Source organism: Chelativorans intermedius (assembly GCF_025398255.1).
Classification (GTDB): domain Bacteria; phylum Pseudomonadota; class Alphaproteobacteria; order Rhizobiales; family Rhizobiaceae; genus Chelativorans; species Chelativorans intermedius.
The window spans coordinates 1-15148 of the sequence record NZ_JAODNW010000025.1; the positions used below are offsets into that span (position 1 = coordinate 1).

Here is a 15148-nt window from a genome sequence, read left to right on the forward strand (position 1 = left end):
TCAGGGGCGGGTCGCTTCAACATGACCCAGTGAATCAAAAACCCCCGGCCAAAGCCAGGGGTTTGTCAGCGGTCTGACCCCGGGTCGCAAGACCCGGGGTTTTTCTTCGGGTCGACGGCGCTCGTTCACATCACGCCGATAGACCAGTCGACGATTTCCACCGCCGCGCTCTGGAACGCGCGGTCGAGGGCCGCGACGAAGGCACCGGCACCGCTGCCCACCACAGGCGCGGTGACCGTGAAGCTGCGCCCGGCGCGCACCACGCCGTTGCGATCATTGAGAACGCGGGCATAGAGCTCCACATGCGCGCGTTCACCACTGGTGCCTGCGCGGATTTCAAAGGTGCGGATGTCGACAATGACCTGATAGTCGATGGCCAGCCCCTCGCCCGGCCGGCCGACGCCGCCGATGCGGCCCGAGCGCTGATAGGCCTCTATCAGCCGCGCCTGAACAAGGCGCGGAAGACGGTCGGACCAACGCGCCCCGCCCAGAAGCTGCACCGTGCCATCGGCCGCGCGCACCACCAGATCCTGCCCATCCAGAATCTTCAGCGCCGAGGGTTCGGGCACCAGAATCTGCGTGCGCGAAAGACGCCGGCCGGAATCCGGCGGCATGGGCGCACTGATGTCATACGCGTCTACCGGCGGCGGCCCGAATCCCGGAATGGCGGCACACCCGCCAAGCAGGAGCCCTGCCAGGGCAAGCCCTCCGATCGAAGAACCCCTCAAACTCAAATGAAACTCCCAAATTTAAAAGGATTGCCTTTAAATTTCCGTTTCCTTCTTGCGAACCCGTGTCGGCTTGTCAACGCCGCACGCGGCCGTCATAGCGGCGGATCGTGCCTTCACCGCCGGTGATGATACGCTGCGGATTCTGCTCGAAATCGCTGACGGCCTGCTCGATGCGGTTGATCGAGCGGCGTGCGTCGATGACCAGCGCCTCGACATCGCGCAGCCCCTGGCCGGAGAAACGCGCCAGCCCGTCGGTGATCGTGCCGATGCGGGCGTTGAGCGTGTCGGCCACCTGGCGGAAGGATTGCAGCGTGGCGCGCGCCTCGGCCACCAGCCCCTCCCCGTCGCCGCTGCCCAGCATTCCGTCCAGCTTGGCCAGAACGCCGTCGATGCGGGTCGAGGCTTCGTTGAGCCGGCTGGCAAGCTGGCTGGCATCGGTGATGATCTGGTCGATGTCCTGCGTCCTGCGGCCGACCGCCTCGCTCACCCGTGCGATATCGCTCGAAGCGCGGTCGAGGCGTTCACTGGCTTCGGCGAAATTGTCGACCGCGGCGGAGACGGACTCGGCGTTGATGCCGGCCACGATGCCATCGACCCGCCCGAGCGTGCGGTTGGCATTCTCGGAGAAGGTGTTCAGGGCGGTCACCGTTTCCTGAACCCCGGTGACGATGCCATCGAGGCGTCCACCAGCGTCGGCAAGCTGCTGGGTGAAGCGGTCGACATTCTGCATCACTTGCGCAACCTGCTGCCGGTCGACGGAGTTCAGCAGCCCCTCGGCCGCTTCGAGGGTGGAGTCGAGGCGGCCGGAGACGGCCGTGAGCGTGGTGGAAAGCTCGCTCACGCTGGCGAGGAACCGGTCGATCCCGTCGGAGTTCTTCGCCAGTGCATCGGAGAAGGTCTCAACATTCACCAGAGTGCGCGTCAGCGGCCCCCGCGCATCCGACACGAAGCCTTCCAACTCGCCGATCATCGTGTCGGCGCGCGTGAGAACGCTTTGCGTCGTCTGCAGAAGATTTGTGACCGCCGAGGGACTGGTGTCGATGGTCACGATGGTGCCCTGTTCCTCGGCCTGTTCAAGAAGATTGGGCTCGTTGGGGTCGCCGCCCGTCAGCTCGATGCTGGCCTGGCCGGTCAGCCCGGCAAGGCCGACATCCGCGCGCGTGGAGCGGCTGATCGGCGCCTGCTTTCGGTCCACCTCGGCATCGGCGACGGCATATTTCGGGTTGTCCGGGTCGACATAGACACGCAGGACATTGCCCACCCGGACACCGTTGAAGAGCACGGCGCTGCCGCGGCTGAGCCCTGCCGCCGAGCCCATGATGCGAAAGCGCAGCGGTGTCATCTCGCTGCGGTCACCAATGCCCGCCGCCCAGTAAATGAAGCCGAAGGCCGCGAGAACCGCCAGCACCGTAAACAGCCCAACGACAACATAATTGGCTTTTGTTTCCATACTTTAAGGCTCTTTTCTCATGCATCTTCCGAAGGGACGATGCGTCGCGCCCGCTTACCCCTGAAATAGGATTTCACCCATGGCTCGTCGCACTGCATCATGTCCTGCGCCGTGCCCTCCACGAGTACACGTTTCTGGCCGAGCACGGCAATGCGGTCGCAGGCGGTCAGCAGGCTGTCGAGATCGTGGGTTACCATATAGACGGTCAGGCCCATCGTATCGCGCATCTTGATGACAAGCTCGTCAAACTCGGCTGCGCCGATCGGATCGAGCCCGGATGTCGGCTCGTCGAGAAAGACGATGTCGGGATCGAGCGCCAGCGCCCGCGCCAGCGCCGCCCGCTTGATCATGCCGCCGGAAAGCTCGGAGGGATACTTGTTGGCCGCCGCACGCGGCAGCCCCACCAGCTCGACCTTGAGCAGGGCAAGCTCATCCATCAGCTTCTTGGGCAGGTCGATATATTCGCGCATGGGCACCTGGATGTTCTCCAGGACGGTAAGGGCGGAGAACAGTGCCCCATGCTGGAACAGCACGCCCTGGCGCATGTCGATCAGCATGCGCTCCTGATCGGAAAGTTCCGCGAGGTTCCTTCCGAACATGCGAATGGTGCCGCTGGCTTTGGGTACAAGCCCGAGGATGGTGCGCAGAAGCACCGATTTGCCAGTGCCCGAGGCTCCGACAAATCCCAGGATCTCGCCGCGATAGACGTCGAGCGAAAGGTTCTCCAGCACCGTGTTGGTGCCAAAGCGCACGGTCACCCCCTCCGCCTGGAGGATGATGTCATCCCCGCCTGCCGGCGCCTGCCGCGCCGCCTCGTTGTCATGCTGGTGCTCGGTCATCAGAAATCAATGGCTGCGTAGAAAATGGCAAACAGGCCGTCGACCACGATCACGACGAAGATGGCCTTCACCACGGATGTTGTCACCTGCCTGCCCAGCGATTCGGCGCTGCCGCCCACCTTCATGCCTTCCACGGAAGCGATGACGCCGATGATCAATGCCATGAATGGGGCCTTGATGAGGCCGGAAAAAATGCTCGTCAGGTCAATGGCGTCGCGCAGCCGGTCGATGAAGGTCGACGGCGCGATGCCTGAATAAAGCCAGGAAATCCCCATGGCGCCGCCAAGGGCGGCGAAATTGGAGATGATGGTCAGACACGGCAAGGCGATGACGAGCGCCACCATGCGCGGAAACACGAGAACGCCCACCGGATTGAGGCCGATCACGGTCAGCGCGTCCACCTCCTCCCGCATCTTCATCGAGCCGATTTCGGCCGTGATGGCGCTGCCGGAGCGGCCGGCGATCATGATTGCCGTCAACAGAACGCCCAGCTCGCGCATCACGAGGATGCCCACCAGGTCAACCACGAAGATCTCGGCACCGAAATAGCGAAGCTGGAAGGCACCCTGCTGGGCAATGATGGCGCCCACGATCGCCGACATCAGAACGATGATGGGAATGGCGCCAACGCCCATGCGGTCGATCTGATGGATGATGGCTGCAGGGTTGACCGCATGTTTGCGGCCAAGCTTCATCTGCGCCCCGCTGACCGTCGCCCCCAATATGTGCAGGCCGTAGAGAATGTCGTTCAGCGCGTCATGGACGGAGCGTCCGACAGCCGCGAAGAGACCGATGAACCAGGAGCCGCCGCGCGACTCGGGCGGGGCCTCCGGCGCCTCGGCAATCGGCATGACCGCATCGAGAAGGATGGTGGCGGCGCTCGACTCCCCGCTCACCGAGACCGTGGCGCCGCGCCGCTTCTGGTCGGCAATCAGCCGGCCTACAAGCCACGCACCGGCGGTGTCGAGATGGCGTATCGCACCGAGGTCCAGATCGAGACGTTTTTCCTCGCTCCTGAGGAGCTCGCGGATACGACCGTCAACCTCACCCACGGTGCGCGTCGTCCAGTCACCGGAAAGCCGGCACGTCAACACGCCGTCATCCCGCGTGCAATCAATGCGCGCCGGTTCCGCCTTCTCCTGCACGGCCGTGCCGCCTGCTTGCCTCGAGGCTCCGAACACCATAAGCGTCATCCATAAAGGCTGGTGCGTGCAAAGAAAACTACTTCTGCCTGTAAAATCCGTGCATAACGCCACCAGCGGGCGCAACAAAGCGAGGTGATCATGGCTCCTGCCCTGGCCGTCGAGATCGAGCGTTTTCCCATAGCCGGCGTCTTCCGCATCGCCCGCGGTGCGAAAACCGAGGCGCAGGTGGTCACCTGCACCCTCACCCAGGAGGGAGCCACGGGCCGCGGCGAATGCGTGCCCTATGCCCGCTACGGGGAGACCGTGGAAAGCGTGGTAGCACAGATCGAGGCCATGCGCAGCGCCGTGGCGGATGGCATAGACCGTCAGGCGCTGATGAAGCTCATGCCGCCCGGTGCGGCGCGCAACGCGCTCGACTGCGCGCTCTGGGACCTGGAGGCCAAACGCACGGGCCGGCGTGTCCAGGAAACACTCTGTCCTGCCCCGCGCGCACTGACCACGGCACAGACCATCTCCCTCGGTACGCCCGAGGAAATGGCAGCCCAGGCACGCGCCCACGCGGACAGGCCGCTTCTGAAGATCAAACTGGGCGGCGAGCACGATGCCGCCTGCCTGCGCGCGGTGGCCGAGGCTGCCCCCGGCAGCCGGCTGATCGTCGATGCGAACGAGGGCTGGCGGCCAGACAGTCTTGCCGAGAATCTGCACGCTGCAGCCGGTTGCGGCGTGGCGCTCGTCGAGCAGCCGCTGCCGGTCGGGGAGGATGCAATCCTGCGCGAAATCGAGCGGCCGGTGCCTGTCTGCGCCGACGAGAGTGTGCATACGGCAGAGGATCTGTCGGCTCTCGAAGGGCTCTACGACGCGGTGAACATCAAGCTTGACAAGGCAGGCGGCCTGACGGCGGCGCTCATCCTGCGCGAACGGGCGCGCGAACGGGGTTTTTCCATCATGGTGGGCTGCATGGTGGGCACGTCGCTTGCCATGGCGCCGGCGGTCCTGCTGGCGCAGGAGGCGGAATTCGTCGACCTGGACGGGCCGCTTCTTCTTCGGCATGACCGCTCGCCCGGCCTCGTCTATGACGGCGCACGGGTTTCTCCCCCATCGCCGGCATTGTGGGGATAGCGGCAGGCCGGTTCTACGCCGCCTTTGCAGTTTCGCCTTTCACCGGCGGCAGGGGCCGCTCCTGCAGGGCCGCGGGCTGGGCAATCTCGGTCCAGGTGATGATCTCGAAACTGCCGTCGAAATTCTCCACGAGTGCCGTGCAGCTTTCCACCCAATCGCCGGTGTTCATGTAGTGAACGCCCATGATCTGCTCGATGGCGGCATGGTGGATGTGCCCGCAGATGACGCCGTCCACCTCGGCACGGGCGGCCTCCTGGGCGAGCAGGTTCTGAAAGGAACTGATGAATTTCACCGCCTTCTTCACCTTCACCTTGGCCCAGGAGGAAAAGGACCAGTACGGTCGACCAAGGAGCCTGCGGACAGCGCCCACCACGCGGTTGACGACGATGGCGGCGTCATATGCCTTGTCTCCCAGATAGGCGAGCCAGCGCGCATTGTGCACAACGGCATCGAACTGGTCGCCGTGGAGAACGAGAAAGCGCCGTCCGTCCGCCGCCTCGTGAATGACGCGGTCCGTCACCACGATGCCGCCGAAATGCACCCCCTGAAAGGGGCGCAGAAACTCGTCGTGATTGCCGGCGATGTAGAACACCCTGGCGCCCTTGCGCGCCTTGCGCAGGAGCTTTTGCACCACGTCGTTGTGGGCCTGAGGCCAGTGCCATGAACGCCTGAGCCGCCAGCCATCGACGATATCCCCCACCAGATAGATGGTGTCGGCGTCGTGATGGCGCAGAAAATCCACCAGAAACTCGGCCTTGGCGGGCCGCGAGCCCAGATGGATGTCGGAAAGGAAGATGGTGCGGAAGGTGCGCGGCGCGGTGGCAGGCATCTCGTCGTCCCATGCGGTGGCTGTCGCCGCTGCTATGACCAGATTCCTGTCACAGCCATGTGACGGTTGCCAGGCGCTGGCGGCGGGAGTAGACGATCACCAGTCTGAAGCAATCGGGGAAGACCATGGATCTCGGCATCAGGGGCAGGAATGCAATCGTCTGTGCATCCAGCAAGGGGCTGGGCCGGGGCTGCGCCCTGGCACTGGCGGAGGCCGGCTGCAATCTCGTCGTCAATGGACGCGATCCCGACGCCCTGAAGGCAACAGCGGAAGAAATCCGCACGCGCTACGGCGTCGTCGTCACCGAGGTTGCCGCCGATGTCTCGACGCCCGAGGGCCAGGAGGCACTGCTTGCCGCCTGTCCGCAACCGGACATCCTCGTCAACAACAACGGCGGTCCGCCGCGCCGCGATTTCCGCGAGCTCACGCGCCAGGCGATCCTCGACGGCGTGACGCAGAACATGGTCACGCCGCTGGAGCTCATTCAGGCCACCATCGACGGCATGGCAAGCCGCGGCTTCGGGCGCATCGTCAACATCACATCGCTCTCGGTCTACATGCCCATTCAGGGTCTCGATCTCTCCTCGGGCGCCCGGGCGGGGCTCACGGCGTTTCTGGCCGGCGTGGCGCGTGGTGTGGCCAGCCGCAACGTCACCATCAACAACATCCTGCCGGGCAAGATGGACACCGAACGGCTGAGAAGCGGCATTCGCTATGGCGCGGAGAAGGCCGGCGTGAGCTATGAGGAGGAAGCGCGACGCCAGACGGCGGAGATTCCGGCCGGCCGCTTCGGCACGGCGGAGGAGTTCGGCCGCGCCTGCGCCTTCCTGTGCTCGGCCCATGCCGGCTACATCACCGGCCAGAACCTGCTTCTCGACGGCGGGCTTTACACGAGCGCCTTCTGAAATCGTTGAGCCGCGCTTGCGGCCATCCACCTCAAACAACAGGGAGAGAGAAACTTGAAACTCTTGCGGTTTGGCAACAAGGGCGCGGAAAAGCCGGCTGTCCTGCACACCGACGGCACGATCCGCGACGTCTCTTCGCTGGTCGGCGACTTCACGCCCGAGACGCTGTCGCCGGCGCTGACACGCATTCTCGCATCCGCAGACATCGGCAGCCTGCCTGAAGTGCCCTCGTCCGTGCGCATCGGCGCACCGCTTTTGCGCACCGGCCACTTCATCGCCATCGGGCTCAACTATGCCGACCATGCCGCCGAGTCCGGCCTGCCGGTGCCCAGCGAGCCGGTGGTCTTCTCGAAGGCGCCGAGCTGCCTTTCGGGTCCGAACGACGACGTGATGCTGCCCAAGGGCTCGGAAAAGACCGACTGGGAGGTGGAGCTGGCCGTCATCATCGGCGAGCGCTGCGACTATGTGGAGGAGAAGGACGCCCTGTCCCACGTCTTCGGCTATGCCGTCTGCAACGACGTCTCCGAACGCGAGTACCAGACGGAGCGTGGCGGCCAGTGGGTGAAGGGCAAGAGCGCTCCCACCTTCGGTCCGCTCGGTCCCTGGCTGGTAACGACCGACGAGATTGCCGATCCCCAGAACCTCGACATGTTCCTGGATGTCAATGGCGAGCGTCGCCAGACGGGCAACACGAAGACGATGATCTTCTCCGTTGCGCAGATCGTCTCCTATCTGTCGCGCTTTATGGTGCTCGAACCCGGCGACGTGATCACCACCGGCACGCCGCCCGGCGTCGGCCTTGGCATGAAGCCGCCGGTCTATCTGAAGGCTGGCGACGAGATGCGGCTCGGGATTTCCGGCCTCGGCGAGCAGCGCCAACGGGTCGTCGCACGCTAAGAGGACGACGTTTCCCAGAGCACGGACAGTAAAAATGGCACCAAGGACACCGGCGAAGGGCGGCGGCTCGGATCTCGACGAGGCTGCTCTCTTCTTCCACCGCTATCCGGTGGCGGGAAAGCTTGAGATCCAGCCCACCAAGCCGCTCGGCAACCAGCGCGACCTCGCCCTCGCCTATTCGCCGGGCGTTGCCGCACCCTGCCTGGCCATTCGCGACAATCCGGGCGCTGCCGCCGACTACACCGCGCGCGCCAATCTGGTGGGCGTGGTTTCCAACGGCTCGGCGGTGCTCGGCCTTGGCAACATCGGGCCGCTTGCCTCCAAGCCGGTGATGGAGGGCAAGGCCGTCCTGTTCAAGAAATTTGCCGGCATCAACGTCTTCGACATCGAAATCGACGCGCCGGATGTCGACTCGATGGTCGAAACCATCGCCGCGCTCGAACCCACCTTCGGCGGCATCAACCTGGAAGACATCAAGGCGCCGGAGTGCTTCGAGGTGGAGGAACGGCTCAAGGAGCGCATGGGTATCCCCGTCTTCCACGACGATCAGCACGGCACGGCCATCATCGTGGCGGCGGCGATCCTCAACGGGCTGGAGCTTGCCGGCAAGGACATCGCCCGGGCGAAGATCGTCACCTCCGGCGCGGGCGCGGCCGCCCTTGCCTGCCTCAATCTCCTCGTCTCGCTCGGCGCACGCACGGAAAACATCTGGATCACGGACCGTTTCGGTGTCGCCTGGCGCGGGCGCACGGAAGAGATGGATCGCTGGAAGGAGCCCTATCTCAAGGACACCGAGGCGCGCACACTAGCCGATGTGATCAGCGGGGCGGATGTCTTCCTCGGCCTCTCCGCGGGTGGCGTCCTCAAGCCCGAGATGCTTAAGGAGATGGCCGAGCGGCCACTGATACTCGCCCTTGCCAACCCGGTGCCGGAGATCATGCCAGAGGCGGCGCGCGAGGCGCGGCCGGACGCCATGATCTGCACCGGTCGTTCGGACTATCCCAACCAGGTCAACAATGTCCTGTGCTTCCCCTATATCTTCCGGGGCGCGCTGGATGCCGGCGCCAAGGCCATCAACGAGGAGATGAAACTGGCGGCGGTACGCGCCATCGCTGCCCTGGCCCGCGAGGAGCCTTCCGACGTCGCCGCCCGCGCCTATTCCAGCGAAACACCGATCTTCGGGCCGGATTTCCTCATCCCCTCGCCCTTCGATCCGCGGCTCATCCTGCGCATCGCCCCGGCGGTGGCGAAGGCGGCGATGGACTCGGGGGTGGCCAGCCGGCCCATCGAGGACATGGAAGCCTATCTCGACCGGCTGAACCGCTTCGTTTTCCGTTCCGGCCTGGTGATGAAGCCGGTCTTCTCCGCGGCGAAGCAGGCCGGCAGCAAGCGCGTCATCTATGCCGACGGGGAGGATGAGCGGGTGCTGCGCGCCGCTCAGGTGGTGCTGGAAGAAGGGCTCGCCCAGCCGATCCTCATCGGCAGGCCGCATGTGGTGGAAGTGCGGCTCAAGCGCTATGGCCTGAAGATAAGGCCCGGCAGGGACTTCGAGATCATCAACCCCGAGGACGACCCGCGTTATCGCGCCTATGTCGATCTTCTGATCCGCATTGCCGGACGTCGCGGCGTAACCACGGAGGTCGCCCGCACGCTGGTGCGCACCAACACCACGGTGATTGCGGCGCTGGCCATAATGCGCGACGAGGCGGACGCGATGATCTGCGGCCTGGAAGGCCGTTTCGAGCGCCACCTCCGATATGTGGATACCATCATCGGCCGGCGCGAAGGCGTGTGCGCCTTGTCGGCGCTGTCGATGCTGATCGCCCAAAGGGGAGTCACCTTCTTCACCGATACTCACGTCACGCTGGACCCGAGCGCCGAGGAGGTGGCGGAGATGACCGTGCTGGCGGCCGAGGAGATCCGCCGTTTCGGCATCGAGCCGAAGGCCGCACTGCTCTCGCACTCCGACTTCGGCTCGCGCGACAGCCCGAGCGCGCTGAAGATGCGCGAGGCTGTTGCCATTCTGCACCGTATCGCGCCCGACATCGTGGCCGACGGCGAGATGCATGGGGATTCCGCCCTTTCGGAGGGGCTGCGGCAACGCGTCTTTCCCCATGCCGCGCTCGAAGGCGAGGCCAACCTCCTTGTCTTCCCCAATCTCGATGCAGCCAACATCACGCTGACCACCGTCAAGGCGATGACGGACGCCCTGCATGTCGGGCCGATCCTGCTCGGCCCGGCCCGCCCGGCGCACATCCTCACCCCTTCGGTGACGTCGCGCGGCGTCGTTAACATGACCGCTCTCGCCGCGGTGGAGGCGCTGCAGAACCGGGAGAATCAGCCCGCCCTGCCCGGCTAACCGGCATTTAACGTCACAGGGCTATCCTTCCCGCCGTATCGAGATGCGCAGAGGAATGAGAAATGTCGGGCAGGGCATGGTTTGCGGCGGGTGCCATGGCACACGCCATCCTCATTTCCATGACGCCACAAGCGGCAGGCCAGCAGAAGGGCTATACCATTATCGCCGGTGACGGCGGCAGCCAGGGCACCCCGCCGCCCATGGCCACCCGGTCGTCGATCCTGGACCTGCGCGGCACGTCGCGACCGGTCGGCGATGAAGGGACAGCGGAGCAGATTCTCGAAGACACGCCTGCGCGTCCCATGGGAGAGGCCGAACGGCGCGTCAGGGTTGTCGGGCCAAAATTTTTTCCCGATCCAGAAGAGGCAATAGATCTGCGAGCTCCGGCCCGGAATCCCGTCCGGTAAGCGCCAGCCGCAGCGGCTTGAACAACGCCCTGCCCCCGCGCCCGGTTTGCGCCTTCACGGCTCGCGTCCATTCATGCCAGGTCTGGTGGTTCCAGGGCTGTTCGGGCAGAAGGGCGAAGGCTGCGCGCAGGAAGGCGCGGTCTTCCTGCGAGAACGTTGCCGTTTCCGGCGGTCCTTCGGTGACGATGCGCCACCATTCCACGGCATCCGCCAGCGTTTCGATATTGCCGCGCACCGCGTTCCAGAAACTTTCCGCCCTGGGGCCTGCAATGCCCAACGCGGCAAGTCGTGCGGCGGCCTTCTCAAAAGGCATGGCATGAACGATGGAGCGGTTGAGCGCTTTCAGCTCGTCCACGTCGAACCGTGCCGGCGAGCGGGAGGTCGAAGCCGGATCGAATCTCCCGGCCAGCGCGTCCATATCCTCGCACGCAGACACGGCCTGCGCAGTGCCGAGCAGAACGGCCAGCGAAGCGACCGCCATGGGCTCGATGCCAGCCTCGCGCAGGCCGGCCAGCGACAGCGCACCCGTGCGCTTGGAAAGCCCCTCGCCGTCCGCCGCGATCAGGAGGTTGTGGTGGCCGAAGGCCGGCGCCTGCGCGCCGAGCGCCTCGAACAGCGCGATCTGGGCGCCGGTATTGGTTATGTGGTCGTCGCCGCGGATCACATGCGTGATGCCAAGCGCAATGTCGTCCACCACGGAAGGCAGCGTGTAGAGGAAGGTGCCATCCTCGCGGATGAGAACGGGGTCGGACATCGACGCCAGATCCACGGTCTGCGGTCCGCGCACTACGTCCTCCCAGTGGATTTCCGTGCGCCGCGGCGAAAAGGGATCGTCGTCGAAATTGGGCAGCAGAAAGCGCCAATGGGGTTTTCGCCCTTCCGCCTCGAGCTGCGCACGCTCCCGATCGTCGAGCTTCAACGCCTCCCGTCCATAGACCGGCGGCAGACGGCGCGACAGGCGCACCTTGCGCCGCCGTTCGAGCTCCTGCGCCGTCTCGTAGCAGGGATAGAGAAGGCCGCGTTCCCTGAGGCCGGCCGCGGCCTCCTCATAGCGGGCAAAGCGTTCCGACTGATGCACGACAAGATCCGGCTCGATGCCGAGCCAGCGCAGATCCTCCTCGATCGCCTCGGCAAATTCCCGGCGTGAGCGTGCGCTGTCGGTGTCGTCGAAGCGCAGGATGAAGCGCCCGCCGGCCTTGCGCGAAAACAGCCAGTTGTAAAGCGCGGTGCGCGCATTGCCGATATGGATGCGCCCGGTGGGAGACGGGGCAAAGCGAACGGTAACACTCATGGCGCTTCAGCTAGCCGAGGCATATGGGCTTTGCAAGGCACGCGCCGCAAGTCTTCGCGAAACCGCCAGCATGAGGGCTGCGGCGGCAAGACAGTAGAAGCCCATGGCAGCAATCTGCAGCGGATAGGAGACGCCGAGGTCGATCAGATAGCCGGTCAGTCCCGGCCCCATGGCCGTTGCAAACACCAGGATGGCGACGGTAAGCGCGCGCACCGCGCCGAGATAATGCGTGCCGTATATCTCCGGCCACAGGGCGCCGAAAAGCGTCGAGGAACAGCCATAGGAGATGCCGAGCAACCCCATGAACGCAAATGCCGCCCATTGCCCCTCGAAAAAGGCAAGCACCAGGCAGGCCGCGCCGAGCGGCAGCAGGAAGCTCGGCAGAAGCGCCACGGCCGAGAAACGGTCGATGAGCTGGCCCGAGACCAGCGCGAAGGTCACCGTCATCGCGGCCATGAAGGTGAAAGCGGACGCGAAGACCTCGAGCGACCAGCCGCGCAGCTCCACCAGATAGACCTGATGGAAGAAGATGGTCGTCCCGATGAAACCCGGCGCCATCACCCCCAGCAGCAGCGCATAGAACAGGGGATCGCGGATCACCTCCGCCCGCGTCCAGTGGCGGGCGGCGGAAACGCGCGGTGGCGGATCGCTGGAGCGCGGCGCCCGCTCCACCGCCATCAACGCCGCAATCGCCGGCAGGGCGACGACCACCAGAACGGCGGCGGCCACCAGCCAGCTGTTGCGCCAGCCGACGGCACCCGCCACGGCGACGAAGAGAAGTGGCAGCACAGCCTCGCCCGCATTGTGCCCCAGCGTGACAAGCGAGACGGCGCGCCCCCGCTGGGCGGCAAACCAGCGGCCCATCGCCGTCAATGCGTTCTGCGTCATCATGCCCTGACCGAACAGGCGCAGCAGATAGATGGTCACGCACAGAACGATCACCGAGGAAGACAGCGCCATGGAAATGCAGGCAACGGCCAGCACCGGCACGACGATGAAGGTGACGGTCTTGACCGAGTGCCGGTCAACGATCTGGCCGAAGCGCGGCAGCGTGAATGCGCTGGCGAGCGTTGCCAGCATGTAGATCATGCCGAAGGCACCATGCGAGAGGCCATATTCTGCGCGGATGTCGCCTGCCGACAGGGAGATGAAGAATGTCTGTCCGAAGGAGGAGAAGAAAGTGAGCAGGAACCCGCCGGCGAGCCAACGGGCATTCTCGCGAAGGAAGAGCAGAAAGGACATGTGTTTCTCTGATGAAGAGCGCCGGCCCGGATCTTTTCGGCCAGCGCCGCGCCGGACTCGGCGGGTCGGCGCGCATCCTAGGGCCTTGTGCGCGCGATGCAAGCCGATGATGCGCCCGACGGTACGCCAAAGTGGCGCGGCAGGGGGCGCAATCCGGTTGCCGGCCCGCCCTGCCGGGCGGGATGACGGCATGGACACGGCTCCATCCCGCGTCCGAGGCGCTACGAGCGGTCCCGAAACCGGTTGGTGATGGGATAGCGGCGGTCGCGGCCGAAGTTCTTGCGCGTGATCTTCACACCCGGTGCTGCCTGCCGGCGCTTGTATTCGGCGACATAGAGCATGTGCTCGACGCGATGCACCAGCTCGCGGTCGTGGCCGCGCGCCACGATCTCGTCGACAGCCATCTCGTTTTCCACAAGGCACTCGAGAATATCGTCGAGAACGGGATAGGGAGGCAGGGAATCCTGGTCCGTCTGGTTTTCGCGCAACTCCGCCGACGGCACCTTTTCGATGATGGAGACGGGGATGACCTCGCCGGAGGGTCCAAGCGCGGTGGGCGGCACATGCGCGTTGCGCCAGCGGGCCAGCGCATAGACCTGCATCTTGTAGAGGTCCTTGATCGGATTGAAGCCGCCATTCATGTCGCCATAGAGCGTTGCATAGCCCACCGACATCTCCGACTTGTTGCCGGTGGTCACGACCATGGAACCGAACTTGTTGGAGATGGCCATCAGCAGCGTGCCGCGGGCGCGGCTTTGCAGGTTCTCCTCCGTCACGCCTGCGCCGGTTCCGTCGAAGAGCCGGGCCAACGCTTCGGTGAAGCCCTCGACGGGAGGGGCGATGGGGACGATGTCATAGCGGCAGCCGAGCGCGCGGGCACAGTCTTCCGCGTCCTTGAGAGAGGCCTGCGAGGTGTAGCGATAGGGCATCATCACCGCCCTTACCCGCTCCTCGCCCAACGCATCGACCGCCAGCGCCGCACACAGCGCCGAGTCGATGCCGCCAGAAAGCCCGAGCACCACGTTCTTGAAGCCGTTCTTGTTCACATAGTCGCGCAGGCCCAGCATGCAGGCGCGATAATCGGCTTCCTCCTTATCGGGGATGACCGACATCGGCCCTTCATCGCACGACCAGCCGTCGCCCTCACGCCGCCAGGTGGTAACGACAACCGTTTCCTCGAACTGGCTCATCTGGAAGGCCAGCCGCTTTTGCGCCGAGATGGCGAAAGAGGCGCCGTCGAAGACCAGCTCGTCCTGACCGCCCACCATGTTCGCGTAAAGAAGCGGCAGGCCGCTTTCGATCACCTGCCGGATGGCAACCTGGTGGCGCACCTCCAGCTTGCCGCGATAATAGGGAGAGCCGTTGGGCACCAGGAGGATCTCGGCGCCGGACTCGGCCAGCGTCTCGCACACGCCAAGGTCTCCCCATATGTCCTCGCAGATGGGGATGCCGAGGCGCACGCCGCGGAAATTGACCGGACCGGGCATGCTGGCACCGGGTTTGAAGACCCGCTTTTCATCGAACTCGCCGTAATTCGGCAAATCGATCTTGTAGCGCTCCGCGATCATCTTGCCGCCATCCAGGAGCACGATGGCATTGTGGATGCCTGAAGGACGGGAAAGCGGCGTGCCGATGGCGACCCCCGGGCCACCATCGGCGGTCTCCTGCGCGAAGGCGTCCACCGCCTTCTCGCAGGCTGCCACGAACGCGGGCTTGAGAACCAGATCCTCCGGCGGATAGCCGGCGATGAATAGCTCGGTAAACAGCACCAGATCGGCGCCCTGCCGGGCGGCGTCGGCGCGCGCCTCGCGGGCCTTGGCGAGATTGCCGTTGATGTCGCCCACCGTCGGATTGAGCTGGGCAACGGCGATGCGGAGAGTATCGGGAGCCACGTTCATGAGGCTCCTGTAGCTTGGCCTTCCGCGCCATGCAAC

Annotated in this window: 12 protein-coding genes; 4 read left to right on the forward strand and 8 right to left on the reverse strand. The window is 65.0% G+C overall.

Going from position 1 to position 15148, the window contains the following annotated elements; all coding sequences use genetic code 11:
• Positions 1-125: 125 nt before the first annotated feature.
• From NYR58_RS16915 to NYR58_RS16930, 4 genes are all read right to left on the reverse strand, one after another.
• On the reverse strand, positions 126-734 hold the full coding sequence (locus NYR58_RS16915; protein ID WP_315903347.1) for an ABC-type transport auxiliary lipoprotein family protein: 609 nt from the start codon (positions 732-734) through the stop codon (positions 126-128).
• 70 nt (positions 735-804) lie between these two features.
• The gene (locus NYR58_RS16920) at positions 805-2181 is read right to left on the reverse strand and encodes an MlaD family protein (protein ID WP_261522328.1); all 1377 of its coding nucleotides are present in this window, start codon (positions 2179-2181) and stop codon (positions 805-807) included.
• A gap of 17 nt (positions 2182-2198) precedes the next feature.
• Positions 2199-3020, reverse strand: a complete 822-nt coding sequence (locus NYR58_RS16925) for an ABC transporter ATP-binding protein (RefSeq protein WP_261522331.1) — start codon at positions 3018-3020, stop codon at positions 2199-2201.
• Positions 3020-4204 carry an MlaE family lipid ABC transporter permease subunit gene (locus tag NYR58_RS16930; protein WP_261522333.1) on the reverse strand — a complete coding sequence of 395 codons (1185 nt, stop codon included), beginning with the start codon at positions 4202-4204 and terminating at the stop codon, positions 3020-3022. Before NYR58_RS16930 ends, NYR58_RS16925 begins: the two co-directional genes overlap by 1 nt.
• 99 nt (positions 4205-4303) lie before the next feature.
• Here NYR58_RS16930 and dgcA point away from each other — a divergent pair, with 99 nt between their 5' ends.
• Complete coding sequence (gene dgcA, locus NYR58_RS16935) at positions 4304-5284, forward strand: N-acetyl-D-Glu racemase DgcA (RefSeq protein ID WP_261522335.1); 981 nt, start codon at positions 4304-4306, stop codon at positions 5282-5284.
• Between the two features lie 13 nt (positions 5285-5297).
• Here the strand turns inward: dgcA and NYR58_RS16940 are convergent, their stop codons facing one another.
• Complete coding sequence (locus NYR58_RS16940) at positions 5298-6113, reverse strand: UDP-2,3-diacylglucosamine diphosphatase (RefSeq protein ID WP_261522337.1); 816 nt, start codon at positions 6111-6113, stop codon at positions 5298-5300.
• A 125-nt stretch (positions 6114-6238) separates the two neighbouring features.
• Between NYR58_RS16940 and NYR58_RS16945 the strand changes: the two genes are divergently transcribed.
• Genes NYR58_RS16945 through NYR58_RS16955 form a run of 3 tightly spaced genes read left to right on the forward strand, consistent with a single transcriptional unit; the run spans position 6239 to position 10274 of the window.
• Positions 6239-7018, forward strand: coding sequence for an SDR family oxidoreductase (locus NYR58_RS16945; RefSeq protein ID WP_261522339.1), 780 nt, complete (start codon positions 6239-6241; stop codon positions 7016-7018).
• A gap of 54 nt (positions 7019-7072) precedes the next feature.
• Positions 7073-7915, forward strand: coding sequence for a fumarylacetoacetate hydrolase family protein (locus tag NYR58_RS16950; RefSeq protein WP_261522341.1), 843 nt, complete (start codon positions 7073-7075; stop codon positions 7913-7915).
• A 34-nt stretch (positions 7916-7949) separates the two neighbouring features.
• Complete coding sequence (locus tag NYR58_RS16955; protein WP_261522342.1) at positions 7950-10274, forward strand: NADP-dependent malic enzyme; 2325 nt, start codon at positions 7950-7952, stop codon at positions 10272-10274.
• A 324-nt stretch (positions 10275-10598) separates the two neighbouring features.
• Here the strand turns inward: NYR58_RS16955 and gltX are convergent, their stop codons facing one another.
• The 3 genes from gltX to NYR58_RS16970 form a co-directional block, all read right to left on the reverse strand.
• Entirely contained in the window at positions 10599-11972 is a 1374-nt protein-coding gene (gltX, locus tag NYR58_RS16960; RefSeq protein WP_261522343.1) for a glutamate--tRNA ligase, read from the reverse strand.
• A 6-nt stretch (positions 11973-11978) separates the two neighbouring features.
• A complete protein-coding gene (locus tag NYR58_RS16965) occupies positions 11979-13214 on the reverse strand; it encodes an MFS transporter (protein WP_261522344.1) in 1236 nt (411 codons plus the stop codon).
• 221 nt (positions 13215-13435) lie between these two features.
• Complete coding sequence (locus NYR58_RS16970; protein ID WP_261522345.1) at positions 13436-15112, reverse strand: NAD+ synthase; 1677 nt, start codon at positions 15110-15112, stop codon at positions 13436-13438.
• Positions 15113-15148 lie beyond the last annotated feature (36 nt).

Excerpts from the sequence above, each read along its gene's own strand:
- NYR58_RS16920 (WP_261522328.1), bottom strand. The coding sequence starts at position 2,181 with ATGGAAACAAAAGCCAATTATGTTGTCGTTGGGCTGTTTACGGTGCTG.
- NYR58_RS16925 (WP_261522331.1), bottom strand. The coding sequence starts at position 3,020 with ATGACCGAGCACCAGCATGACAACGAGGCGGCGCGGCAGGCGCCGGCA.
- NYR58_RS16930 (WP_261522333.1), bottom strand. The coding sequence starts at position 4,204 with ATGGTGTTCGGAGCCTCGAGGCAAGCAGGCGGCACGGCCGTGCAGGAG.
- dgcA (WP_261522335.1), top strand. The coding sequence starts at position 4,304 with ATGGCTCCTGCCCTGGCCGTCGAGATCGAGCGTTTTCCCATAGCCGGC.
- NYR58_RS16940 (WP_261522337.1), bottom strand. The coding sequence starts at position 6,113 with ATGCCTGCCACCGCGCCGCGCACCTTCCGCACCATCTTCCTTTCCGAC.
- NYR58_RS16945 (WP_261522339.1), top strand. The coding sequence starts at position 6,239 with ATGGATCTCGGCATCAGGGGCAGGAATGCAATCGTCTGTGCATCCAGC.
- NYR58_RS16955 (WP_261522342.1), top strand. The coding sequence starts at position 7,950 with ATGGCACCAAGGACACCGGCGAAGGGCGGCGGCTCGGATCTCGACGAG.
- gltX (WP_261522343.1), bottom strand. The coding sequence starts at position 11,972 with ATGAGTGTTACCGTTCGCTTTGCCCCGTCTCCCACCGGGCGCATCCAT.
- NYR58_RS16965 (WP_261522344.1), bottom strand. The coding sequence starts at position 13,214 with ATGTCCTTTCTGCTCTTCCTTCGCGAGAATGCCCGTTGGCTCGCCGGC.
- NYR58_RS16970 (WP_261522345.1), bottom strand. The coding sequence starts at position 15,112 with ATGAACGTGGCTCCCGATACTCTCCGCATCGCCGTTGCCCAGCTCAAT.